20 protein-coding genes and 1 riboswitch are annotated in these 21,499 nt (G+C 68.0%); of the genes, 6 read left to right on the forward strand and 14 right to left on the reverse strand.

What is annotated here, in order from left to right; genetic code table 11:
• The first annotated feature begins 190 nt into the window (after positions 1–190).
• The gene (locus EIP75_RS17800) at positions 191–763 is read left to right on the forward strand and encodes a TetR/AcrR family transcriptional regulator (RefSeq protein WP_125244630.1); all 573 of its coding nucleotides are present in this window, start codon (positions 191–193) and stop codon (positions 761–763) included.
• Between the two features lie 24 nt (positions 764–787).
• Here the strand turns inward: EIP75_RS17800 and EIP75_RS17805 are convergent, their stop codons facing one another.
• A complete protein-coding gene (locus EIP75_RS17805; RefSeq protein WP_125244631.1) occupies positions 788–1,219 on the reverse strand; it encodes a hypothetical protein in 432 nt (143 codons plus the stop codon).
• A 533-nt stretch (positions 1,220–1,752) separates the two neighbouring features.
• On the opposite strand from EIP75_RS17805, the gene EIP75_RS17810 reads away from it, so the two are divergent.
• Positions 1,753–3,528, forward strand: coding sequence for an amidase (locus tag EIP75_RS17810; RefSeq protein ID WP_158622898.1), 1,776 nt, complete (start codon positions 1,753–1,755; stop codon positions 3,526–3,528).
• 35 nt (positions 3,529–3,563) lie between these two features.
• Positions 3,564–3,923, forward strand: a complete 360-nt coding sequence (locus tag EIP75_RS17815; RefSeq protein WP_125244633.1) for an ankyrin repeat domain-containing protein — start codon at positions 3,564–3,566, stop codon at positions 3,921–3,923.
• A 96-nt stretch (positions 3,924–4,019) separates the two neighbouring features.
• On the opposite strand, the gene EIP75_RS17820 is transcribed toward EIP75_RS17815, so the two are convergent.
• The 3 genes from EIP75_RS17820 to EIP75_RS17830 all read right to left on the reverse strand — a co-directional run bounded on the left by EIP75_RS17820 (position 4,020) and on the right by EIP75_RS17830 (position 6,239).
• Entirely contained in the window at positions 4,020–4,418 is a 399-nt protein-coding gene (locus tag EIP75_RS17820) for a phosphopantetheine adenylyltransferase (RefSeq protein WP_125244634.1), read from the reverse strand.
• Positions 4,419–4,514: 96 nt separating this feature from the next.
• Complete coding sequence (locus tag EIP75_RS17825; RefSeq protein ID WP_125244635.1) at positions 4,515–4,907, reverse strand: VOC family protein; 393 nt, start codon at positions 4,905–4,907, stop codon at positions 4,515–4,517.
• A gap of 84 nt (positions 4,908–4,991) precedes the next feature.
• A complete protein-coding gene (locus EIP75_RS17830) occupies positions 4,992–6,239 on the reverse strand; it encodes an MFS transporter (protein WP_125244636.1) in 1,248 nt (415 codons plus the stop codon).
• A gap of 64 nt (positions 6,240–6,303) precedes the next feature.
• Between EIP75_RS17830 and EIP75_RS17835 the strand changes: the two genes are divergently transcribed.
• A complete protein-coding gene (locus tag EIP75_RS17835) occupies positions 6,304–7,197 on the forward strand; it encodes an AraC family transcriptional regulator (protein WP_125244637.1) in 894 nt (297 codons plus the stop codon).
• 56 nt (positions 7,198–7,253) lie between these two features.
• Positions 7,254–8,180 (forward strand): GAF domain-containing protein, encoded by a 927-nt coding sequence (locus EIP75_RS17840; protein WP_420797176.1) that lies wholly within the window; start codon positions 7,254–7,256, stop codon positions 8,178–8,180.
• A 29-nt stretch (positions 8,181–8,209) separates the two neighbouring features.
• Here EIP75_RS17840 and EIP75_RS17845 read toward each other — a convergent pair whose 3' ends face one another.
• The 4 genes from EIP75_RS17845 to EIP75_RS17860 all read right to left on the reverse strand — a co-directional run bounded on the left by EIP75_RS17845 (position 8,210) and on the right by EIP75_RS17860 (position 13,304).
• Complete coding sequence (locus EIP75_RS17845) at positions 8,210–8,731, reverse strand: methylated-DNA--[protein]-cysteine S-methyltransferase (protein WP_125244639.1); 522 nt, start codon at positions 8,729–8,731, stop codon at positions 8,210–8,212.
• Positions 8,728–10,293 carry an AlkA N-terminal domain-containing protein gene (locus EIP75_RS17850; RefSeq protein WP_125244640.1) on the reverse strand — a complete coding sequence of 522 codons (1,566 nt, stop codon included), beginning with the start codon at positions 10,291–10,293 and terminating at the stop codon, positions 8,728–8,730. Before EIP75_RS17850 ends, EIP75_RS17845 begins: the two co-directional genes overlap by 4 nt.
• 176 nt (positions 10,294–10,469) lie before the next feature.
• Positions 10,470–11,849 carry an esterase-like activity of phytase family protein gene (locus EIP75_RS17855; RefSeq protein ID WP_233584933.1) on the reverse strand — a complete coding sequence of 460 codons (1,380 nt, stop codon included), beginning with the start codon at positions 11,847–11,849 and terminating at the stop codon, positions 10,470–10,472.
• A 363-nt stretch (positions 11,850–12,212) separates the two neighbouring features.
• A complete protein-coding gene (locus EIP75_RS17860; protein ID WP_125244641.1) occupies positions 12,213–13,304 on the reverse strand; it encodes a recombination-associated protein RdgC in 1,092 nt (363 codons plus the stop codon).
• A gap of 115 nt (positions 13,305–13,419) precedes the next feature.
• On the opposite strand from EIP75_RS17860, the gene EIP75_RS17865 reads away from it, so the two are divergent.
• On the forward strand, positions 13,420–13,962 hold the full coding sequence (locus EIP75_RS17865) for an isochorismatase family protein (RefSeq protein WP_125244642.1): 543 nt from the start codon (positions 13,420–13,422) through the stop codon (positions 13,960–13,962).
• Between the two features lie 29 nt (positions 13,963–13,991).
• Here EIP75_RS17865 and hisC read toward each other — a convergent pair whose 3' ends face one another.
• The 6 genes from hisC to EIP75_RS17895 all read right to left on the reverse strand — a co-directional run bounded on the left by hisC (position 13,992) and on the right by EIP75_RS17895 (position 21,397).
• Positions 13,992–15,074: a histidinol-phosphate transaminase gene (gene hisC / locus EIP75_RS17870; protein WP_125244643.1), complete on the reverse strand. Its 1,083-nt coding sequence runs from the start codon at positions 15,072–15,074 to the stop codon at positions 13,992–13,994.
• 257 nt (positions 15,075–15,331) lie between these two features.
• Positions 15,332–15,850: a 6,7-dimethyl-8-ribityllumazine synthase gene (locus tag EIP75_RS17875; protein ID WP_125244644.1), complete on the reverse strand. Its 519-nt coding sequence runs from the start codon at positions 15,848–15,850 to the stop codon at positions 15,332–15,334.
• A 79-nt stretch (positions 15,851–15,929) separates the two neighbouring features.
• Positions 15,930–16,082, reverse strand: a riboswitch (FMN riboswitch).
• A gap of 98 nt (positions 16,083–16,180) precedes the next feature.
• On the reverse strand, positions 16,181–17,029 hold the full coding sequence (locus EIP75_RS17880) for a general secretion pathway protein GspB (RefSeq protein ID WP_125244645.1): 849 nt from the start codon (positions 17,027–17,029) through the stop codon (positions 16,181–16,183).
• 3 nt (positions 17,030–17,032) lie between these two features.
• Positions 17,033–18,931: an ExeA family protein gene (locus EIP75_RS17885; RefSeq protein WP_125244646.1), complete on the reverse strand. Its 1,899-nt coding sequence runs from the start codon at positions 18,929–18,931 to the stop codon at positions 17,033–17,035.
• 42 nt (positions 18,932–18,973) lie between these two features.
• Entirely contained in the window at positions 18,974–20,473 is a 1,500-nt protein-coding gene (locus EIP75_RS17890) for a sensor domain-containing diguanylate cyclase (RefSeq protein WP_125244647.1), read from the reverse strand.
• Positions 20,474–20,608: 135 nt separating this feature from the next.
• Positions 20,609–21,397, reverse strand: a complete 789-nt coding sequence (locus EIP75_RS17895) for a hypothetical protein (protein ID WP_125244648.1) — start codon at positions 21,395–21,397, stop codon at positions 20,609–20,611.
• Positions 21,398–21,499: the final 102 nt, after the last annotated feature.

Genomic DNA, 21,499 nt, shown 5'->3' on the forward strand with positions numbered 1-21,499 from the left:
CCCAACCCCATGTGCTTCTCATGATCTGCTCCACGTAACGTTGCTTGATGACAATAAAACTACAAGTGTAGTTAATGTATGGCCATCGTCAACCAACCTGGACTGGTGGAAACCAGATGCACGCGCGGAGATCGGCCCAGGGCATGCGCGGAGACAATGGGAGATCTCCAGCCTCGGCAGCCGGCAACTCATGACGAAAGATCGCAAAACAACCGTCGCAGACGCGGCGCTCGAACTGCTGGCCACGGCAGGCGCTCGAGGCCTGACACACCGCGCGGTGGACGCATTTGCTGGATTGCCGCCGGGCTCCACCTCATCGTGTTGCCGGACTCGACTCGACCTCGTGGCCCTGGCGTTGAACCGCCATGCCGCACGCAATCTCGAGGATCTGAAGGACGACGCGGAGCGTCTGGCTGCGGCCCGGCCATCCCTGGACAGCTTCATCGACACACTGGCCGGTCGTCTGGACGATTGGATGTCGCCCGCGAAGCGCTCGCGCGTCGTGGCTCAGATCGAGATTTTTATCATCGCTTCACGCGAGCCGTCGCTTCAGAAGGTGGTGGAGGATCTGCATCAACGTTTTGTCGACGCGACCGTGGCGGCCTTGGACCGCCTCGGGATCAAGGATCCGAAGAATGTGGCGACGGGGCTGATCGCCACCGTCAATGGGATCTTGCTCGGGCAGGTGGTCAACAGTCAGATGCGTCCGAGCCGCAAGGCGTGTAGGCTGATACTGCTTCGCGCCGTGACCGGCGCTGCCTAGTCGGTTGACACCGCGATGCGCGCGTCATTCCTGCGACGCAGCAGGTGGGGCTGGTGTCGTGGTCACCAGTTCTCGATAGATCCCGCCTTCCCGCACGCTGCCACTGGTGGTGCCGGCGCCATTGATGCGGGCGACACAGTCGCTTCTGTCTTTCGCCGGCAGCGCGTTGCAGCGTGCCGTGACGTTGGCGTTACTGGGCAAGTTGCCAGCCTCGAGTCGCCCACGACGTGCCTCGTCCAGCGCCGCCCCGGCTTCCTTCAGGCAAGTGGCGCGGTCCTGCTGCGACGTGCCGTCGGTACAGGCGGCGCGCTCGCGGCTGTAGCGAGATCCGGCGTCGCCGGCCGTGGTGCCGTCGGCTGCAAACGCCGTGGTGATGCTGAGCATGGCGGCCATGGCGCCGGTGGCAACCATGCGCAGGCGATGGGGATTCATGCACACGCGGGGATGATCAAACATGGCGATGTTCCTTGTTGCGGCCTGTTTGACAGGCCCGGATCGAAGGTAACAGTCTAAAAATCCGCCACTGAACGCGTAGTCGGCTGGACCGTGTTTGCCAGGACAGCGTGGTCCGAAAGTGCCGTAGGACGGAACTGACAGGGTCGCACCCTTCTTCTACCTGTGGTCCTTACGCAGCGGAGGGCTGTGTCACCCCCAAACCGCGCTGACCGATTAATTGTCCGTTTGAGTGGCCTTGGGGCGCCCGTCACCCCACCCTGGGTACCTGCTGCATCGATGCGTGCATTTCTCACGAAATCGGTCCTCATCTGACGAGAATCATCTCCCGAAACAAGGCTTCCGATGCGCATCAAGAAGGTCTGGTTTGTCCGATCCTGCGAGGTTTTTGCGCTCAGGTGACCGATAAGCACATGCTTACTTGGTCTCTGATACTGCTCCGTTTAACTGTGCTCCGATGGGCCCGGTCTCTGGCACACAGGTTGCGTTTGGTGGTGCTTCGCCAATTTACCCAAGCGAAGCCATCGAGAAACCAAATGTCGATCAGCAGCAGTACCCACAAGCCCGCCAAGTCCCTTCCAAGCCGGTTCGCGTCGGCCTCCCTCCTCGCGGTCATCACGGCCTCGCTCGTCGCGTGCGGCGGCGGTGGCGGAGGAACCCCGGACCCCGTCACCACCCCCACCAACGCCATCGAGCTCAAGGCCAACCGCGCAGCGTTCCCGCTGGTGGAGGCGACCGTCAGCGGCTTCCATGCTGCGATGGCCAATGGCGATGTCTCCTGCCGGGACATTGTCCAGGGCTACCTCAAGCGCATCGAGGCCTACGATGCCGATGTGTCGAGCGCCTACCCTGCCAGCCCGGCACTGCACAGCGTCATCACGGTGAATGCCGCAGCGGCACTGGCCCGCGCCGATCAACTCGATGCCACCTTCTTCAAGACAGGCAAGATGGTCGGCCCCATGCACTGCGTGCCTGTGCTGGCCAAGGACAACATCGACACGGCCGACATGAAGACAACCGCCGGCTCGCTTGCATTGGCCAACAACCAGCCGCCAGACGATGCCTACATCATCGCGAAGATCCGGGCTGCGGGCGGCATCATCCTGGGCAAGGCCAACCTCGATGAGTTCGCGTTCGGTTTCACCGGGAGCTCATCCGTGGGCGGCAAGACGGCCAATGCCTACATCGCCACCAACAGCGCCGGCGGCTCTTCTTCCGGCACTGGCACGTCCATCGCGACCAACCTCGCGATGGTGGGCCTGGGATCGGACACGGGCGGCTCGGTCCGTGTGCCTGCTGCGGTGTCGGGTCTCTATGGTCTGCGTCCCACGCTTCGCCTGGTCAGCCAGGATGGCATCGTGCCGCTGGCGCACGGGCAGGACACGGCCGGCGTGCTCTGCCGCCAGGTCCAGGACTGCGCTTTGACCCTCGATGCCATGGCGGGCTATGACGCCTCCTCGGGCAGCAACCAGCGTGTTGCCAAGGCCTACAACGCGCCGCTCGTCGGCAACGCGAGCGCCTACGCGGCCATGACCTCGCAGCCGGCCACCTACGTGCCTTCCTCCTCGGCCGCAACGGCACTCAAGGGGGCGCGCATCGGGGTGGTCCGGGCCATGTTCCCGACCGCGACGTCGGCCAACCAGGGCTTCCTCGATGCCATCGAGGCCGCGCTCACCCAGATGCGCGCAGCGGGCGCGATCGTGGAAGACGTGGTCCTGACGGACAGGACGACGATCCTCACGAGCTACTCCAGCCTGTCGACCTATGAGTTCCGTGACAACCTCACCGAGTACCTCAGCTCCTGGAGCTCTCTGGGCGATGGCCACTGGCGCACGGCAGAGGATGTGCAGACGGCCATGACCACGCTCGAGCCCACCCGGGTGGCCAACTTCGGTTTCTATGTCACGGCAGGTACCAACAAGGAATCGAACTCCGTCTACCTGAACAACCTGACGCCGCGCGACGACTACGTCATTCCGCGTGTCACGGCAGCGCTCAACAACGTGGACTACGCGACCGGCGCCACACTCGGCGTGGCATACGATGTGCTGGTGTACCCCGTGCTGCAAGGCTTCAACGGCACGAGCGTGAACTCTGGCAGCAACAACCGCCTGAGCCCCTTCACGGGCTTCCCGGCCATGGCGGTGCCGGTGGCCTTCGTGCCGGCTTCGTCGTCCACCACGGCCGTGCAGCCTGTCGCCATCGAGATGCTGGCCCGACCGTTCGCCGAAACCACCTTGTTCCGCCTGGCCTACAGCTGGCAGAGCATCGCTTCTCCCCGCGTGACCAGCCCCCTGGCGCCGGAGCTGTGATCGCCCAGCGCGGTATTACCCCATCTTAGGATTCCATGATGAAGAACCTCAAATCCCTGTTCCTCAACGTCTCGTTCTGCATGGCGACTGTGGCAGCGGCGGGTGCCGTCCAGGCGCAAACCACCAGGTCACCCATCGTCCAGGCTGCAGGCAGTGGCCAGATGACTGCCGTGGTGGCCCTTCTGGACCAGGGCGTCAGCCCCGATGCGCGCGACAGCGACGGCGTCACCCCGTTGATGGCGGCGGCGGCCGGCGGCCATTTCCAGCTTGTGCAGACGCTGATGATCCGCGGTGCACACAAGGAGCTGACGGACGCCAAAGGCCGCACCGCCTATGACTACGCCGTCGACAAGAAGGCGATCGATGTCATCGGCCTGCTGCGCGACGGCTCTTGAGTCTGCTGTCCTCGCGATGCGGTGAAAGGGCCTGAGGGCCCTTTCTTCGTTGGCGGACCTGTCATCCGGGGCCGCTGCCGGAGGCCGAGGCTGCCTTCAGGATCGCGAGGCACCTGTCTGCTCTGCGCGTTGCAGTGCATGCGCAATCGCGCCCGCAACAAGGCATGCAAGGGCAACGATGTCTACGGCCACGACCCGGGACAACAGCGCGTTGTACTGCCCCACGCTCCAGGCGATGCACAGGAAAGAACTGGCGCTGATCAGGCCAACCCCGAAGGCCAGGGGCTGCAGAGCAGGCTTGAAGACGGACAACACCATCAGCCCGCCGATCAGGCCGAAGAGCACCGCGCGGTGCCGCATCAGGATGAGCGAGTTCGGATCGACGATGGACACGCCGTACAGGGATGCCAGGCGCTCGGGGCCGAGCACGCCCACGACAGGCAGCAGGTGGATGAGGCCCCCGGCGAGGAGGGTGGCGGCAATGAAGTAGCGCATCTCGGCTCCCGACAGATCGTCGATGCACGACTTCTATCAGGCTGGAATGACAGCCGCAATGACCTCAGAGGTCAAGGCCGGCACACGAGACGCGCTCTACTCGGCGTGATGACACGCGACACAGAGCTTGTTGCCATCTGGGTCGCGGAAATACGCGCCGTAGTAGTGGGCGTGATACTCCGGTCTCAGGCCTGGCATGCCCTCACAGGTGCCCCCACTCGCCATGGCCATGGCGTGGACTTCACGAACCTGATCCCGTGACCTTGCCAGGAAGGCCACCATCTGGCCGTTGCCTGGATGGTGTGCCTGCTGATTGTGGGGGCGGCCGATCAGAAACAGCGGCCTCGGGTCTGGAGATGATTGCCAGCCGGCCCATGGCCGGTCGTCTTCCTGGAAGCGAAACTGGATGCCCAGCGCATCGAGCACGGGCTTGTAGAACGCCATCGCCCGGTCAAAGTCAGTGACGCCGACCATGATGTGTGAAAACACAGCGTTTCCCCTTCCTCATCTGCTTGGCGCAATATACGCATATGCCCGCTTGCCCGTGCAGCAGCGCATGCTGCTCGGTGGGCTTCAGCGTCGGTGCAGCCCCAGCCCCACCAGCGCCGCCGACGCAATGCCCAGCACCAGCACCAGCGACGCCCCATAGAACACGCCATTGGCCTGACCATGGTCCAGCATGGCCCCGAACACCGGCGCAGCCACGGCAAAGCCCACATCCAGCCCCGAGTACACCGTACCGTAGACGCGCCCCGTGGCGCCCGGAGGCGCGGCGCGCTTGATCAGCATGTCGCGGGAGGGGCCGGCCAGGCCCGTGCCGAAACCCGCCAGTGCGGCGGCACCTGCGGCGATGTAGGGTGGCAGCCAGCCCGTGGCCGTGAGCAGCAGCAGCAAGGCCGCCAGCGCCATGGCCACCGCGATGGTGCGTTCCAGCCGCGCCACGCGCGCCACCAGGAACCCGCCGATCACCATGCCCGCCGCGCCGCACAGCATGTAGCCCGTCACCACGAAGGCCGTGATCGATTCGGGCAGGCCGTACATGCGCATCAGCGCAGGGCTGGCGAAGCTCTGGATGGCGCTGAGCGCGGCCGTGGTCCAGAAGAAGAACGAGAAGCACAGCCACACCGAGGGTAGCTTCAGGAAGGCCATCGGGTGTTCGCTGGGGGCGGATGCAGACTGGCCGCCGGCCTTGGACGAATCCTCCCACTGGCCTTGCCGGTCGTCGATGGCATCGCGGTTGAGCACCAGCAGCACCAGCACGGCCAAGGACACCAGGGCGGTGGCCAGGTAGGCGGTGCGCCATTGGCCGCCGGCCCAACCCGTCACGCCGATCAGGAAGACCGGGGCGACCGCCCAGCCCAGGTTGCCCGTGATGCCATGCACCGAGAAGGCATGACCCAGGCGCGGCGCCGACACGCGCTTGTTGAGGATGGTGAAATCCACCGGGTGGAAGGGCGCGTTGCCCAGGCCGGCCAGTGCCGCGGCCAGCATCAGCCCGTGGTAGCCGTGCGCCGTGGCGGCGGCCAGCGAGGCGCACACGAACAGGCCCAGTGCGGTGAACAGCACGGGCCGTGCACCGATGCGGTCCACCAGGAAGCCGGCCATGGCCTGCCCCACGCCCGAGATGACGAAGAACACCGACACCAGCAGGCCCAGCTCCGAGAACGTCAGCCCGAAATCCCGGATGAACAGCGGGAACAGCGGCGGCAGCAGCATGTGGTTGAAGTGCGAGGTGCCGTGCGCCAGCCCGATCAGGCCGATGGTGGTGGCATCTTGCCGGGCGCTGGCGGGCACCGGGGTCGCGAGGGTGGTCGTGTTCATGCCCGCACTGTAGGCGCCGGGGGTGTGTCCGGGTTACGATAGATCGACAAGTTCTGTCGAAATCATGCCAAAACGCGCACCATCTACCGCTTCGGCGCCTGTGGCCCCGGGGCGGCGCACCATTCCGCCGCTGGATCCGCAGCGCTATGGCCCCAGCATGGGGCGGCCGGTGCGTGCCAAGGCGCGCGTGATCACGGCCGATCTGCAGGTGGAGCCGCACAGCCATGCCTGGGGCCAGCTGGCGTTTTCTGCCACGGGCGTGGCCCGCATCACCGCGGGGCGCAGCACCTTCATCGTGCCGCCGTCCCGGGCGGTGTGGATCCCGCCGAACGTGGTGCACGCGGTCACCGTGCTGGAAGATGCCGACATGCGCACGGTCTATGTGCACCAGCAGGCTGGCGAGGTCGGGCCCAGCGTGCCCGCGGCGCAGCAGTCCGTGTGGCGCGAATGCCGGGTGCTGGAGGTGACAGCGCTGATGCGCGAGCTGGTGCTGGAGCTGGCCCGCGTGCCGGCGCCCGGCCGTGATGCGGCAGGTGATTTCCCGGTCGGTGAGCCCTCGGAGCGCGAGCGCTGCCTGGCCGCCCTGATCCTCGACGAGATGCGCCAGGCCAAGCCCGTGCCCCTGGGGGTGGCCCTGCCGGTCGACAAGCGCCTGCGCGCCCTGTGCGAGGCCGTGCTGAACGAGCCTGCCCGCCACACCACGCTGGCCGGCTGGGCGGCCGAGGTCGGCGCCAGCCCGCGTACGGTGGCCCGCCTGTTCCGTGATGAGCTTCAGACCAGCTTCGCGCAGTGGCGCCAGCAGGTGCTGCTGGCCAAGGCCCTGTCGCTGTCCGCGCGGAAGCGGCCCATGAGCCACATCGCGGCCGAACTGGGCTATGCCAGCGCCAGCGCCTTCACCGCCATGGTGACGCGTTCGGTGGGCATGCCGCCCAGCCGCTTCTTCGCGCTGGGGCAGTAAGCGCTCAAGCGCTGGCCAGCCGCGGGCTCGGGCTTGGCGCGGATCTTGCCGCGTTCGTGGGTGTCATCTGCTCCCGCGAGGTCCCCGCCATGAAGACGTTCATCCGTGTTGCCGAGGTCTGGCTGCCCGATGCCGGTCACACCGTGCTCACCTATGGCGCAGGCGTGTCGGGGCCGGAGGGGCAGGGCTTTTGTGCCAGCAGCCAGGCCATGCGCTTCAAACCTGGTGAAGGGCTGCCGGGCCTGGCCTGGCAGCAGGGCCGGCCCATGCTGCTCAAGCAGCTGCATGGCCTGCCTTTTCTGCGTGCGGAAGCGGCCTGGGCGGCGCGCCTGAGCAGTGCCATCGCGCTGCCGGTGTTCGTGCGCGGCGCGCTCACCGCCGTGCTGGTGCTGTTCTGCGGTGATGACGACGAGCAGGCCGGTGCCATCGAGGTCTGGCGCAACGACCCGCGCATCACCACCGACATGACCCTGGTCGAAGGCGTCTACAGCCACGGCGCCGATGCGCTCGAGGCGGTGTCGCAGGACACCTACCTGCCGCGGGGCACCGGCCTGCCGGGTCTGGCGTGGCAGCAGGGCCGCACGGTGTTCATGGAGGACTTGGCCAGTGCGCCGCGTTTCCTGCGTGGAGAGAGCGCGCGTGATGCGGGCATCGAGCGCGGCCTGGCCTTGCCGTGGCCGGCGCACACGCAGGCCGAGTACGTGGTGGCGCTGTTGTCGTCTTCACGCACGCCGGTGGCACAGCGGGTGGAAGGCTGGACCACCGGTGATGCGCCGCAGACCCTGCAACGCACCTTCGGCTTCGACGAGACCGAAGGCCCCCTGGGCGATGCCAGCCTGACGCTGGGGCCGGCCCAGGGGCTGGTGGGCGATGCCTACCTGAGCGGTGTGCCGCAGCTCAAAGCCCAGGCCGAAGGCTCACTGGTGGCCGTGCCCGTGGTCAGCGAGGGCGAGGTGTCCGAGGTGGTGTTGCTGACGCTTTGACGCGTGAGGCGGCCTAGGCCACGCCGGTGTCAGGCTGCCCGGCGCACCAGCGGCACCCTGTCGCTGCGTTCGAAGGCCAGCAGCGCTTCCTTGCGGTCCAGTCCACCGGCATAGCCCGTGAGTGCGCCGCCGTGGCCCACCAGTCGGTGGCAGGGCACGATGATGGACCAGGGGTTGCGACCCGTCGCGGCGCCTACCGCGCGTGAAGCCGAGGGTCGCCCGATGGCATGGGCCACGTGCCCATAGGCCTGCGTGACGCCGAAGTCGATGCGGGCCAGGGCCTGCCACACCTGCTGCTGAAAAGCGGTGCCCACGGGCGCCAGCGGCAGCTCGAAGCGTGTGAGTTCGCGGGCGAACCAGGCATCGAGCTGCTGGCTGGCCTGGCGCAGCAGGGCATGGCTCGAATCGCTGACCCAGTGGGCCTGCGGGCCGCTGAAGTGGCGCTGCCCTTCGAACCAGGCGCCCAGCAATCCGACGTCGTTGGCCGCCAGGATCATCGTGCCCAGGGGCGTGTCGTGGGTGGTCCACACATGGTGATGATGGCGGTTCATGATCGTGCTCCTGTTGGAAGAGGGGTGTCGGTGGGCGGGGCCAGCGTCGGCAGCCCTTCGCCCAGCCGGCGCCAGAGGTGCAGGGTGGCGTAGCCCCGCCAGGGGCTCCAGGCCTCGGCGATCGCGTCGGCGTGTGCGGCCTTGCTCACGCCCAAGGCCTTGTGCAGGGCGATGTCGCCGGTGGGCCAGGCGTCGGGCCAACCCAGGGCGCGCAGCGCGATGTAGCGGGCCGTCCAGCGGCCGATGCCGGGGAGCGCTTCCAGCTGTGCCATGGTGGCCTCGACATCGGCGGCCGGCCCCAGGTCCAGCCGGCCCTCGGCCACCTCGCGCGCCAGGGCCTGGATGGCGCCCACGCGCTGGCGCACGATGCCCAGCGAGCCGATCTCATCGGCCGAGGCCTCGGCCACACGCCGAGGGCTGGGGAACAGGTGCGTGAGGGCAGGGAAGGGCGTGGGCACCGGCTCGCCCAGGGCGGCGGCCAGTCGGCCGGCAAGCGTGTGCGCCGCGCGCACCGTGACCTGCTGGCCCAGCACGGCCCGCACCGACATCTCGAAGCCATCGAAGGCGCCCGGCACGCGCAGCCCTGGCGCGTCCGACGCCAGCTCGCCCAGCACCAGGCCCACGGCCTGCGGATCGCAATCCAGATCGAACAGGCGCCGCATGCCGGCCAGCACTGCGGGCAGCGCACGCAACAGTCCGGCAGACATCCGCACGGCCAGCGCGTCGCGCCCCGTGGCCTGCGTGACCTCCAGCCACCCCGTGGGTGCCTGCGCCCCGAGGCCGACACGCACGGTGCGCCGATAGGCCAGCCCATCGACCTGCTCCACGCCCGCGATGCAGCGGTGGCTCAGAAAGGCCAGCAGGCGCGCCCAGTCCAGCGGCGGGCGGTAGCCCAGCTCGAAGCGCAGGCTGCTCGCGGCGTCGGTGTCGGCCTCATCCCCACCAGACACCTGCGTGGACGCCATGTTGCGGCGCAGCTGGCTGGGTGCCAGCCCATAGCGCTCCTGGAACAGGGTGTTGAAGCGACGCAGGCTGCCAAAGCCCGCGGCCAGGGCCACTTCCGTGATGGGTAACGAGGTGTCGGCCAACAGCCGCTTGGCCATCAGCAGCCGCTGGGTCTGCGCGTAATCGATGGGGCTGACCCCGAACGCCTCGGCGAACACGCGGCGCAAATGCCGGTCTGTGATGCCCAGCCGCCCGGCCAGCCCTTCCATCCCGTGTTCATCGAGCTCTCCGGCCTGGATGCGCTGCGCAGCGGCCCAGGCCAGCCGCGAGCTGGCATCGATGGGCGCCTGCCCTGGCGCACGCTCGGGCCGGCACCGCAGACAAGGCCGAAACCCCGCCTGCTCAGCCGCCGCCGCATGCCCGAAGAACAGGCAGTTCGCCGCCTTGGGCGTGCGTACCCGGCACACCGGCCGGCAGTAGATCCGCGTGGACGTGACCCCCACGAAGAAGCGACCATCGAACCGCGCATCCCGCGCCACCAGCGCCGCATAGTGCGCGGCGTGCTCCGGCTGCTCAGCAGCGGCGGCGTTCCGATGGGGGTTGCGAATCGATGACATGCCTCCATTGTGAGCCGCAACCCCACATCACGCTCGCCGTTTTCGGACTTGATGTTCAAGCCCGTTGGGGCTCCCTCAGATGCACCCGTTGGTCCCCCCGCGTGGGGACCGGAGAACGCCCACCCACTCTGCCTGGCCTGTGCGCCAGACAACCCCAAGCGAAGCCCCCCAAAAGATCAGTACCAATCCCCCCAAGACCACGCCCATGACAAACCAGGTCCTGAATCCATATCCAGCCGCTCATCCAGGCGGATCCGCAGAAACTCCGTGTTGTCCGAAGCCAAAGCCCGACCACCACCACCCGGGTAGTTGTTGTCATTGATCACCAGCAGCGTGCGCGCATCCAGCACCAGCACATCCTCGATCGTCACGTAGGGAAACGTGAACCGCGTGCCCCCATCGCCATTGAGATCATGCGGATCCGCGATGTTCATCAGATCCACCAGTTCCGTCTTCTTCACGAAGCCCTCGGCATCCACCTTCTTCAGATCGATCTTGAAGATTTTCTTGAACGGTGCAAGCGCCGTCGTCGCCGTGCCGCCATTGCGCTCGATCACCAGGTACTCGTGGTCATTGACAGCTGTCATGTCGCCGATGTTCGTGCCCTCGGGCTCCAGCCGATACGCGTACGTGCGCCCTGTGTAGCGCTCTTGATCGATGCTGAACTCATTGATCAGCAGCCGCTTCTGGTTCGTGTCCGGGATCAGCGGCCCTTCCAGCAGCGCATACAGCGTGTCGCCCTGCGGATTGATGGCCAGCCCCTCGAAGCCGTTGGAGTTGCGCAGGTTGTTCGTGCCCGCCACCAGCCCTGGGTACTGCGGCGACTGCACCAGTGCATTGCCGCCCGCACCCGAGAAGTTGGGCAAGGGAATCTCGCGGCGCAGCACCTTGCCCGTGGCGTCCGTCTTGACCAGGAACGGCCCGAACTCATCACCGAACCACAGGTTGCCACGCTTGTCGCGCCGCATCGCCTCGATGTCCAGGTCTGCCCCCGTCAACAGCCGCTGCGCCTTGATCGCCGGATCGACCAGCGGATTGGCCTCGACGTTGTAGTAATGCGTGCTGTCGGCCACCAGCGCAAAGCCCAGCTTGTGATCAGGATCACGCAGCGTGATGCGGCTGGCCCCGTTGAAGCCCTTCAAGGGCAGGCCGAAGAAATTGCTCACCGGCTTGACCGTGCCGCTGCCGCCATGCCTTGTCTTGAAGTCCGGCCGCACCGCGTACACACGCAACAGCGCATCGGCCGAATTGGCCTGCGTGCCAAAGCCGTTGTCCGTCATCACCCGGAACGTGCCAGGCAGCGGCCCCGCCAGCACGGCCGACAGGCCCTGTACAGGCTGCCTGCCCACCAAAGGCAGCACATTGCCAAACTGCCCCGTGCCCGCGAACTGCCCCGATGTAGGGCCATCGGCAAGGGTATTGGCCGGCATCACTGCAAAGCCTTCCAGCGTGGGCCCGGAGCCCGAGGCACCGCCCGCGAAGGCCGAGCCCATCAGCCCGCAGGCCAGAGCAATGGAAGACAGCGCGCGACCTGCGCGCATCGAAGACATGGACATGGCGACAGCTCCTGAAGGTGGAAGCGCCACCTTAAGCAAGCCCCATGTCGATCCCGTGGCACCCCATGAGCCGAGCGACTCATCACGCGCAGCACACAGAAACAGAGCCTCAAGCAAACGCCCGTTGGCCCCCATCCTTCCCAAGACCCCGCGAAGCGCAAGGTGTCTCGAAGGCTGGGCAGAGCGGATGGGCGGGCGGAGGGACCATTCGCGGTGTCATGGCTCCTGAACCACCTGGCCGGTGTTCAAGAGGTGACCGATGCCCAGCGCGGTCGTCCCCCGCGTGGGGACCGGAGAACGCCCATCCGCTCTGCCTGGCCTGCGCGCCAGACCACCCCAAGCGGAGCCCCCCGAAAAGCACCTTTACCAGGGCGCCTCAGTCTCAGTAGCCGTGGTCCCCGCATCACCAGCCACACCAGCCACACCAGCCACACCAGCCACACCAGCCACACCAGCCACACCAGCCACACCAGCCACACCAGCCACAGCAGCCACAGCAGCCGCGGAAGCATCAGCAGGCGCCTCATCAGCCACACGCGCGCCCCCAGGCAACTGCTGCAACTCCCCACCCAAGGCCTCGATCAGGTCCGGAATCAAGCGCCGCAACTCTCCCGTCGCCAAAGCCGCATCCGCATCGAACATCTCGTCCTTGGACGGCTTGCCCCCCGCATCCCGCGCCTCCAGCACCACATCCAGGAAGGCCAGCTTCTTCACCTGCAGACTCTCCGTCAGCACGAAAGACACCCGGTCCAGCCACGACATCGCCAGCCGCGTAGGCACCTTGCCCTGCGTGATGTGCTGCTTGACCTCTTCCGTGTCCAGCGGATGGCGCGCATACCGCACCACCGACTTCATCTCATCGGGCGACTTCAACTCGCATTCCCGATCGATCACGAAGTTGTAGGGCGGCTCGCCCGTGCCCAGCCAGCCCGTCATCGCCGACGCCGGCGACAGCTCCGTCTGCAGATGCGCCACGGCCAGCCCGTCCAGCGCCTTCACCAGCAAGGCCACCACCTCGTCCGCGCGCCCCTGGCTGCCCGCATCGATCACCAGCAGGCGCTCGCGCGGCGCGATCCACACCATCAATGACGACTGCTTCTTGAAGGCCATGGGCAGCAGCTCCAGCACGGCCTGCTCCTTGAGCTCCTTCGTCAGCTTCTTGCCGGGCTTGCGTCCGGTTTCCTGCTCGATCTTCTCGGCGATCTCGTCCACACGCTCCTTCACCACCGATCCCGGCAGCAGGCGCTTCTCGAACTTCAGCTTGAGAAAGAGCTGGCCGGCCACGGTTTCCACCAGCGGGCCATGGTCCTCGCCCCGGGGTTCGACCCAGCCATTGGACTCTTGCTGCGTCGCACCACAGGGCACGAAGCGCAGCTTGTCGAGGGCGCTTTCGATCGCGCCGGCATCGGCTGTCCAGTCAGGTCCGATGCGGTACACCGTCAAATTCTTGAACACGGAGGTCCTTGTCTCGTGAGATCTTCAGCAAAGGCCGGGATTATCCATGGGTGACCCGGCGCGGGGGCTAGGGTAGTCTGCAAGCGGGTGAAACAGACAAGAAGCGGCGGCAGTTATGCGCATGCGTGTGGAGCAATCGGTCCTGCTGGTCGTGGATGTCCAGGAGCGGCTGGCGGGCGTGGTGGCGGATGGCACGGCCGCGATGTCCGAAGTTCTCTGGTTGGTGCGCGTGGCGCAGCGGGTGGGGGTGCCGGTGATCGCCACCGAGCACTGTGCCGACAAGCTGGGGCCTTCGGTCAGCGCGTTGCGGCCCTTGCTGCCGCCCTCGGCCGTGGTGCACAAGACGCATTTCTCCGCGGTGAGCGAGGGCGGCCTGTTCCGCGCACCGGAAGGCCAGCGTGTGCAGTGGATCGTGGCCGGCATGGAGGCGCACGTGTGCGTGATGCAGACGGTGCTCGACCTGCTGGAGCTGGGCCGCGAGGTCTTCGTGGTGGACGAGGCCGTGGCCTCGCGCGATCCGCATGACAAGGCCCTGGCGCTGGAGCGCATGCGCCGCCACGGCGCCGACATCGTCTCGCGCGAGATGGTGGCCTTCGAGTGGCTGGTGCACGCGGGTGCACCGGAGTTCAAATCCGTTCTGCGCGGCTTCATCCGCTGAACAGTGGCCGCGCGCCGCGGCCATCGGCGTCATGCCGCCTGGATGCTCGCGGGCGTCGCCGTCAGGTCGCGCAACGCGGCCAGCAGTGCAGCGCAGTCCTCATCCGTGCCCACCGTGATCCGCAGGAACTGCTCGATGCGTGGCAGCCTGAAGTGCCGCACCAGGATCGCGCGCTGCTTCAGGCCTTGCGCCAGCCAGCCCGCATCGAAGCCCGGGTGCCGCGCGAACACGAAGTTGGTCGACGAGGGCAGCACCTCGAAGCCCAGTTCGCGCAGCGAGGTGCTCAATGCCGAGCGTGTGCGCATCACCGCCTGCCGCGTGTGCTCGAACCAGGCCTCGTCGGCGAACGAGGCCGTGGCGCCGGCCATGGCCAGCCGGTCCACCGGGTAGGAGTTGAAGCTCTCCTTCACGCGCTCCAGGCCCTGCACCAGCTCGGCCGAGCCCATGGCGTAGCCCACGCGCAGGCCCGCCAGCCCGCGTGACTTGGACATCGTCTGCACCACCAGCAGATTGGGGTGTCGGCCGAGCAGGCGCACCGCGCTCTCGCCCCCGAAATCCACGTAGGCCTCGTCGATCACGACCACGCGGTCGGGCTGCAATTGCAGCAGGCGCTCGATGTCGGCCAGCGGCAGGGCCAGGCCCGTGGGCGCATTGGGGTTGGCGATGATCACGCCGCCGCAGGCGCCGCCATAGCCGGCCACCTCGATCTCGAAGCGTTCGTTCAAGGGCACTGTGCGGGCCTGGATGCCGTAGAGCTTGCAGTAGACCGGGTAGAAGCTGTAGGACACATCGGGGAACAGCACGGGCTGGCCGTGGTTCAGCAAGGCCTGGAACACGTGCGCCAGCACCTCGTCCGAGCCATTGCCCACGAACACCTGCGACAGTGCCAGGTCATGGCGCTGCGCGATGGCGGTGCGCAAGGCCGTGGCGTGCGGATCGGGGTACAGGCGCAGCGCGTCGCCAGCCGCATCGGCAATGGCCTGCAGCGCGCGGGGCGAGGGCCCGTAGGGGTTCTCGTTGGTATTGAGCTTGACCAGGTGCGGCACGGCCAGCTGTTCGCCGGGCACATAGGGGGTCAGCTGGTTCAGCAGGGGGCTCCAGAAGCGGCTCATGGTGGTTCTCCTCAGCAGGGGCACAAAAAAACGCGGGCCAACAAAAAAGGCGCCCGAAGGCGCCTTGGTCTGGTCGACTGGTCTGTGGGGGCTGTGCGGTCAGCAGGCCCCGGCACGGACGCGGTCGGGCAACACCCCGGCGCCGGTGGGCGGACGGTGGTGTCGGTGCAGCGATGTGACGTACTGGCTCATGGCCCCAGTGTGGCACGGCCCCGGCCCGGCTGGCAACCGGCGGGGCGCTTGCCTTGGCATGCCGCTCAGGCGGTTGCCAACAAATGCCGCACGCGGCGCAGGCTCTGCACGGTGGTCACGCAGGCGCGCGCGGCCTCGGCCCCCTTGGTCACGAGGTGCTCGCTGAAGTAGCGGCGGTGTTCTTCATGTTCATGGAAGTGGTGCGGCGTGAGCACGCACGAGAACACCGGCACGTCGGTGTCCAGCTGCACGCGCATCAGGCCGTCGATCACGGCACCGGCGACGAAGTCGTGCCGGTAGATGCCGCCATCGACCACCAGGCCGCAGGCCACGATGGCATCGAAGCGGCCGGACTTGGCCAGCGTGCTGGCGTGCAGGGGGATCTCGTAGGCGCCGGGCACATCGATCACGGTGACGGGATCGACGGGCACGCCCAGGCGGCCGACCTCGGCCAGGAAGCCCTCGCGGGCGCGGCCCACGATGTCGGCGTGCCAGTTGGCCTGGATGAAGGCCACGCGCAGCGGCGCAGAGGCCTCGCTGTTGGCGGCGGGAAGGGAAGCAATGGGAAGATCAGACTGATTCATGGAGACCTCGAAAGGCGGGACCAGAAATCAGGGCGCACGAACAACACCGCGCGGCGCATGAAGCATCCGCACGGAGGTGCCGCGCTCTCTTTCATCCGGACTGTGACCGTCGGCCCCGGAATCAAACCGGGTCTGCTGACCCTGCCAGGCGTGGCCTGGCAGGCGCTCGCGGGCTGAGGGCACGAGGCCCATCACCGCCGGTGGGGACTTTCACCCCGCCCTGAGAACGCTTTGCCGGCGTGCATGGCGCATGGCTGCTCCACACACGCTGACAGGCCGCATTTTACGAACATCGCCGAGGCCGATGCCGGCCTGGGGGTTTGACGCTGCTCAGTACGTCACGCCATAGCGCCAGTTGCGGTAGCGCAGCACGGCCGATTTGAGCTTGATCTCTTCGAGCGTGAGGTCGGGGCCCAGCTTGTCGCCTTCATGGAAGAGCTGGCTGTTGATGACCAGCATGCGGCTGCCGGGGTTGTCCGAATACATGGCGCCGCCGATGACCAGCTGCGGCAGGCTGCGGCGCACGTGGTCGGGCAGCTCGTGGAGGGCGTAGACGCGGGTGCTGGCTTCGGCCGTGGGGACCTGGGTGGTGGATGTGGGAGCGGACGGCGAGGGCGCCGCGACGGTGTCCGCTTCCCGGTTCGGGCGTGCGGGGCGCATCTGGCCCGCAGAGGCCGGGTCATGCTGTGCCATGGCTTGGCGTCGATCCGTGCCGGTGGGCGCGCCGCCCTGCTCGGTACGAGGCTCGTGCATGCCGGGGCGGTGCGGGCGCTGGCCGGCGCTGCCCTCGGTCGTCGGGGCCATGCTTGGGCCACCCAGGGCCGGGCCGCCTTCATGCATCGGCCGCATCCCTCCCTGTGGACCGGGCCATGCGCCTGAGGCTCGGTGGGCCTGCGGCGTGGCGCCCTGCTCACTCGGGTTCCACGCACCTGGCCCGCCTTGCGCCATCTGAGGCGCCTCGCCGGGCGGCGGCGTTTCGCTGCCCGACCACAAAGACCAGGCCAGCATGCCCGCCAGGGCCACCACCAGCCCGCCCACGCCCCAGGCCCAGGGCGGCAGGGGGCGGCGGGCTCCGTCGTCGGGCAGCGCCATGGCGGCCGGCTGCGCGTGCAGGCCGGGCACCGCGCCGCGTTCGCGTTCGGCGTCGGCCCGCTTGAGGGCGTCGAGGATGTAGGACATCGCTCAGGTTCCTGTGTTGGGTGCGGCCGGGGCGGTGGGCGTCTGGCCCAGCCGCGGCTCGCTCACGCCGGTCAGGCGGTTGAGCTGCATCAGCGTGGTCGCGCCGGCCACGCCATCGGGCGTGAGCCCCTGGGCCAGCTGGAAGGCGTGCACCCGGGCCTTGAGCTGCTCGTCGAAGCGGCGCGTGCCGGCGGGCACTGCGTCGCCATGCAGGGTGGCCATGCGGGCGGACAGCCAGTCGACCGCGGGGCCGCTGTCGCCTTCCATCAGCTTGCGGCGGTAGTCTGGCGGCGAGCGCCACAGGGTGGCGAAATCACCCCGCCACACGGTGGACAGGGCGGCCAGCGGCACGCGGTAGCGGGTGCTGCCCAGCTGCAAGGTGGCGCTGTCCTGCCCCAGGTCGGTGATCAGCGCGTAGACGGGGCTTTGCCCATTGTGCAGGGTGAGCACGCCGGGGCGGTCCAACTGGCGCACCAGGGCCAGCCCGCCGTTGTGCCGGAAGCACTGCAGCTGCCGGGCGGGGGCGGCCTGGCAGGGATCGCCCCCTTCGCCCAGGCGCGCCTGCCAGAGCGCGGCCAGCTCGCGCAAGGCGGTGCTTTCCTGTGCCGGGGCTTCACGAAGGGCCTGGGCCAGGGCGGGGGCATCCAGTGTGACCAGGGCAGAGGCCGCCTTGGCCCCGCTAGCCTGGGCGGAAGTGCTGGACGCTCCCTGGACGGGAGAGGCGGGCGATGAGGCTCCGTGGGCCGCCACGCCCGTGGCCTTGCCTGGCAGCGGCAGCCCGCCCGGGCGGTTCCACAGGGCCAGCGCGGCCAAGGCGGGCAGGGCCACCCCGGCCAGCAGGCCCCAGGCCCAGACCGGCGGGCGACGCAAGGTGGCGCCCAGGCCACCCGCGGCAGCATCGGCGGTGCGGGCCGGGTTGCCGCGTGCGCCTTCTTGGGCGTGGTCGCGCCGGCCCCGGTCGGCATTGAGCGGCGCCGGCCGCGTGCGACTGGACGAGGCCTCGGGGCTGCGCGCCGTGTCATGGCGCCCGGCCGGCCGCTCGAACACCTCGCCCGCGGCCTTGTCCACGATCTCGCGGTTGACCACGTCCTTGCCCAGCGCGTAGGCGCCCAGCAGGGCCCGGTCGCACAGCAGGTTGATGCGGCGGGGCACCCCGCGTGTCCAGCGGTGGATGCGGCGCACGGCCTTGGCGTCGAACAGGTGGCCGTGTGTCTTGCCGGCCACGGCCAGGCGGTGCAGGATGTACTGCGCCGTCTCGGCCTCGCTCAGCGCGTCGAGGTGGTAGCGCGCGATCACGCGCTGCGCCAGCTGTTCCAGCTCGGGCTGGGCCAGCATGTCGCGCAGCTCGGGCTGGCCGATCAGCACGATCTGCAGCAGCTTGCGCTCGCTGGTCTCCAGGTTGGTCAGCAGGCGCAGCTGCTCCAGCACGTCGGCCGACAAGTTCTGCGCCTCGTCGATGATCAGCACGTTGTTCTGGCCCACCGCGTGCGTCTTGAGCAGGAACNGCACGTTGTTCTGGCCCACCGCGTGCGTCTTGAGCAGGAACTCGTTGAGCGGGTCGACGTAGTCCTTGATGGTGGCCTGGCGGTGCTGGCCCAGGCCCTCGGGCAGCGGGATGCGGAACTCGTGGCAGATGGACTGCAGCAGCTCGATCACCGTCAGCTTGGGGTTGAAGATGTAGGCCACGTTGCAGCGCCGCGGGATCTGCTCCAGGAAGCAGCGGCACACCGTGGTCTTGCCCGCGCCGATCTCGCCGGTCAGCATCACGAAACCGCCGCCGCCGCCCACTCCGTAGAGCAGGTGCGCCAGGGCTTCCCGGTGGCGCTCGCTCATGAAGAGGTAGCGCGGGTCGGGCGCGATCGAGAAGGGCTCCTGCTTCAGGCCGAAATGTTGCGCGTACATGGCCCGAAGGATAACGCCGCGCGGGGCCGGGCCCGCAGCGGGTCAGTCCGTGGTGAGCACGGCGCCGCGGCGGTCGCGGCCCTGGCGGATGTAATGGTCGCGCTTGGCGGCGTACATGCGCTGGTCGGCGCGGTGCACCACGGTTTCCAGGCGCTCGTTGTCCTTGCTGGTGGCCGCCCCGATGGACAGGCTCACCTGCGTGCCGCCGGCATGGAACTGGTTGTTCAGGGCCAGCAACTCGTGAACCTGCTCGACCAGGTGCTCGCAGCCTCGCAGGTCGACGCCGGGCAGTAGCAGGGCGAACTCGTCACCCCCGATGCGCGAGGCCGTGGCCGGGCGCTCCACCGCCTTGCGCAGGATCTCGCCCACGCGGCGCAGCAGCGCATCGCCACCGGCATGGCCGGATTCGTCGTTGACGCCCTTGAGGTTGTTCAGGTCGATGATGACCACGCTGACGGGCCAGGGGCCGCGCCGGTCCAGGCGGTTGAGCTCGTCGCTGAAGAAGGAGCGGTTGCGCAGGCCGGTCAGCGCGTCGTGCATGCCCAGGTACTCGAGGTAGGCCTCGGCCTTCTTGCGCGCGGTGATGTCGGTCAGGGACACCAGCACCTGGTCCCAGCGCTCTTCATGGCCGGGCATCACCGAGAACTGCAGGTACACGTGCACCTTCTCGCCATCGAGCGAGTAGTTCACCACCTCGCGCTGCTGGAACAGGCGGCCATGCCACAGGTCCACCAGCTGCTCGGCGAAGTTGGCGCGCATGTCGTCGCGGAAGATCTTGTCGGTGTGGGCCAGCAAGGTGGCCTTGTCCGGCGCGCGGAAGGTGTCCACGGTCTGTCGGTTGATGTCCAGCACGCGGATCTCGAGCATGCAGCGGGTGACGAACTCGGGATGCACGTCCAGGAAGGTGCGAAAGTTCTCCACCCCTTGCTCGCGCACCTCGGCCAGCAGGCCCTTGATGCCGCTGAAATCCTCCAGCCACAGCGACACCGGCGAGTGCTCGAACAGGCCCTTGGCCTGCAGCTCGCTATGGCGCAGGGCTTTTTCGGCACGGGTGCGCTCGGTGGTGTCCTCGATGGCCAGCAGCACGCGCGACCAATCCTGCTCGTGGCCGGGCAGGATGTTGGCGTTGAGCGAGATGCTCAGGCGCTGGCCCTGCAGCGTGTAGTTCACCGTCTGGCTGCGGAAGTGCGTCTGGCCGTTCCACAGCTGCACCAGCTCTTCGACGTGCTGGTCGAACATGTCGTCGCGGAACACATCGTGCAGGTTGGCCTTGAGGTGCTCCAGGTCGCGCGCGCCGAACAGCTCCAGCGTGCGGCGGTTCACCTGCAGCAGCTGGATGCGGCGCGAGCAGTCGGCCACCCGCGCGGGGTTCTGCCGCAGGAAGGCCCGCAGGTGCACGACCCCTTCCTCACGCCACTGGTCGAACAGCGACTTCAGGCCGCTGTAATCCTCCAGCCACAGCGATACCGGGGCCAGTTCGAACATGTCGGCGTACAGATCGGTCACGACGGTCTCTCGGGGTAATGCGCGCAATTGCGTCATTGTCGCGGGCCGTGAGGCCCTGGCGTGTCGCGCCAGCCACACGGATGGCGCCTCTTGCCACACTAGCGTTTCATGCCGCCCTGCGGTGTGACAAAAAGCACGGATTTACGCGCGCATGTTCCGGCTTCGCCACGCTCAGTGGCTGATGGACAGGGTCTCGGACGACGAACTGGTGTCCGGTTCGATGGCCGCGTGGCGCACGTGCAGGCCGGTGCAGGCCACGAACACCTGGATCACCTCGTGCATTTCGGCGGGTGGCACCCAGGCCGTGCGTGCGGTGTCCCAGGCGGAGGCGGCCCCCTTGCGGCGCGGGGCGGCGCGCACGGCCGGGGCCGTGTGGATGGCCCACAGCGGCGCACGGCGCGGGCCGTCCAGGCCCGTGCCCCGCTCGACCAGGGTCAGTCGGGCCATTGGTCGGCGCGGCCAGGGCAGCAGGCGGTGGCGCTGGTCCACCTCGCACAGGGCCACCAGGCGGTCGAAGCCGATCTCGCAGCGCGACTGGCGCGCCAGGGTCTGGCGGTCATACACATGGATGCGGAACACGCCGCGCACGATGTCGATCTCGCGAGATTCGAGGGTGTCGCGAAAGCCTGTGCCGGGTTGGGGCCGGCAGCGGCGCCAGGTCAGGTAGATGCCCAGCAGCACGCCGGCCAGGGCGCCGGAGGCCAGCAGGGGCGCGTGAAGGTCCTGGGCGGTGGCGGGCTGCAGGGCCGAGATCAGCAGCAGGAAGCCGAACACCAGGCTGGCCATGGTCAGGGCGGCGCTGACGGCCACTTCCACGCGGTAGGCGCGTCGGCAGGCAGCCCGCAGGTCCAGCAGCACCGGAGGGCGGTGGCCCAGCAACTGGCCGAGCGCTTGCGCGGCGCTGCTGCCGCGGGGGGCGGCAGAAGTGGTGGCGTTGGCTGCTGCGGTCGAGCGGTCCACTGAACGGGTTCCCTGGTGGGCCCTGGCGGGCTGTTGGTTTGTTGCAGCCCAGTGTAGCGGGGCTGGCCCGGCTGCCCGAGGCAAAGAGGGGGATTGCGGACG

This window comes from Aquabacterium soli, assembly GCF_003933735.1.
Classification (GTDB): domain Bacteria; phylum Pseudomonadota; class Gammaproteobacteria; order Burkholderiales; family Burkholderiaceae_C; genus Aquabacterium; species Aquabacterium soli.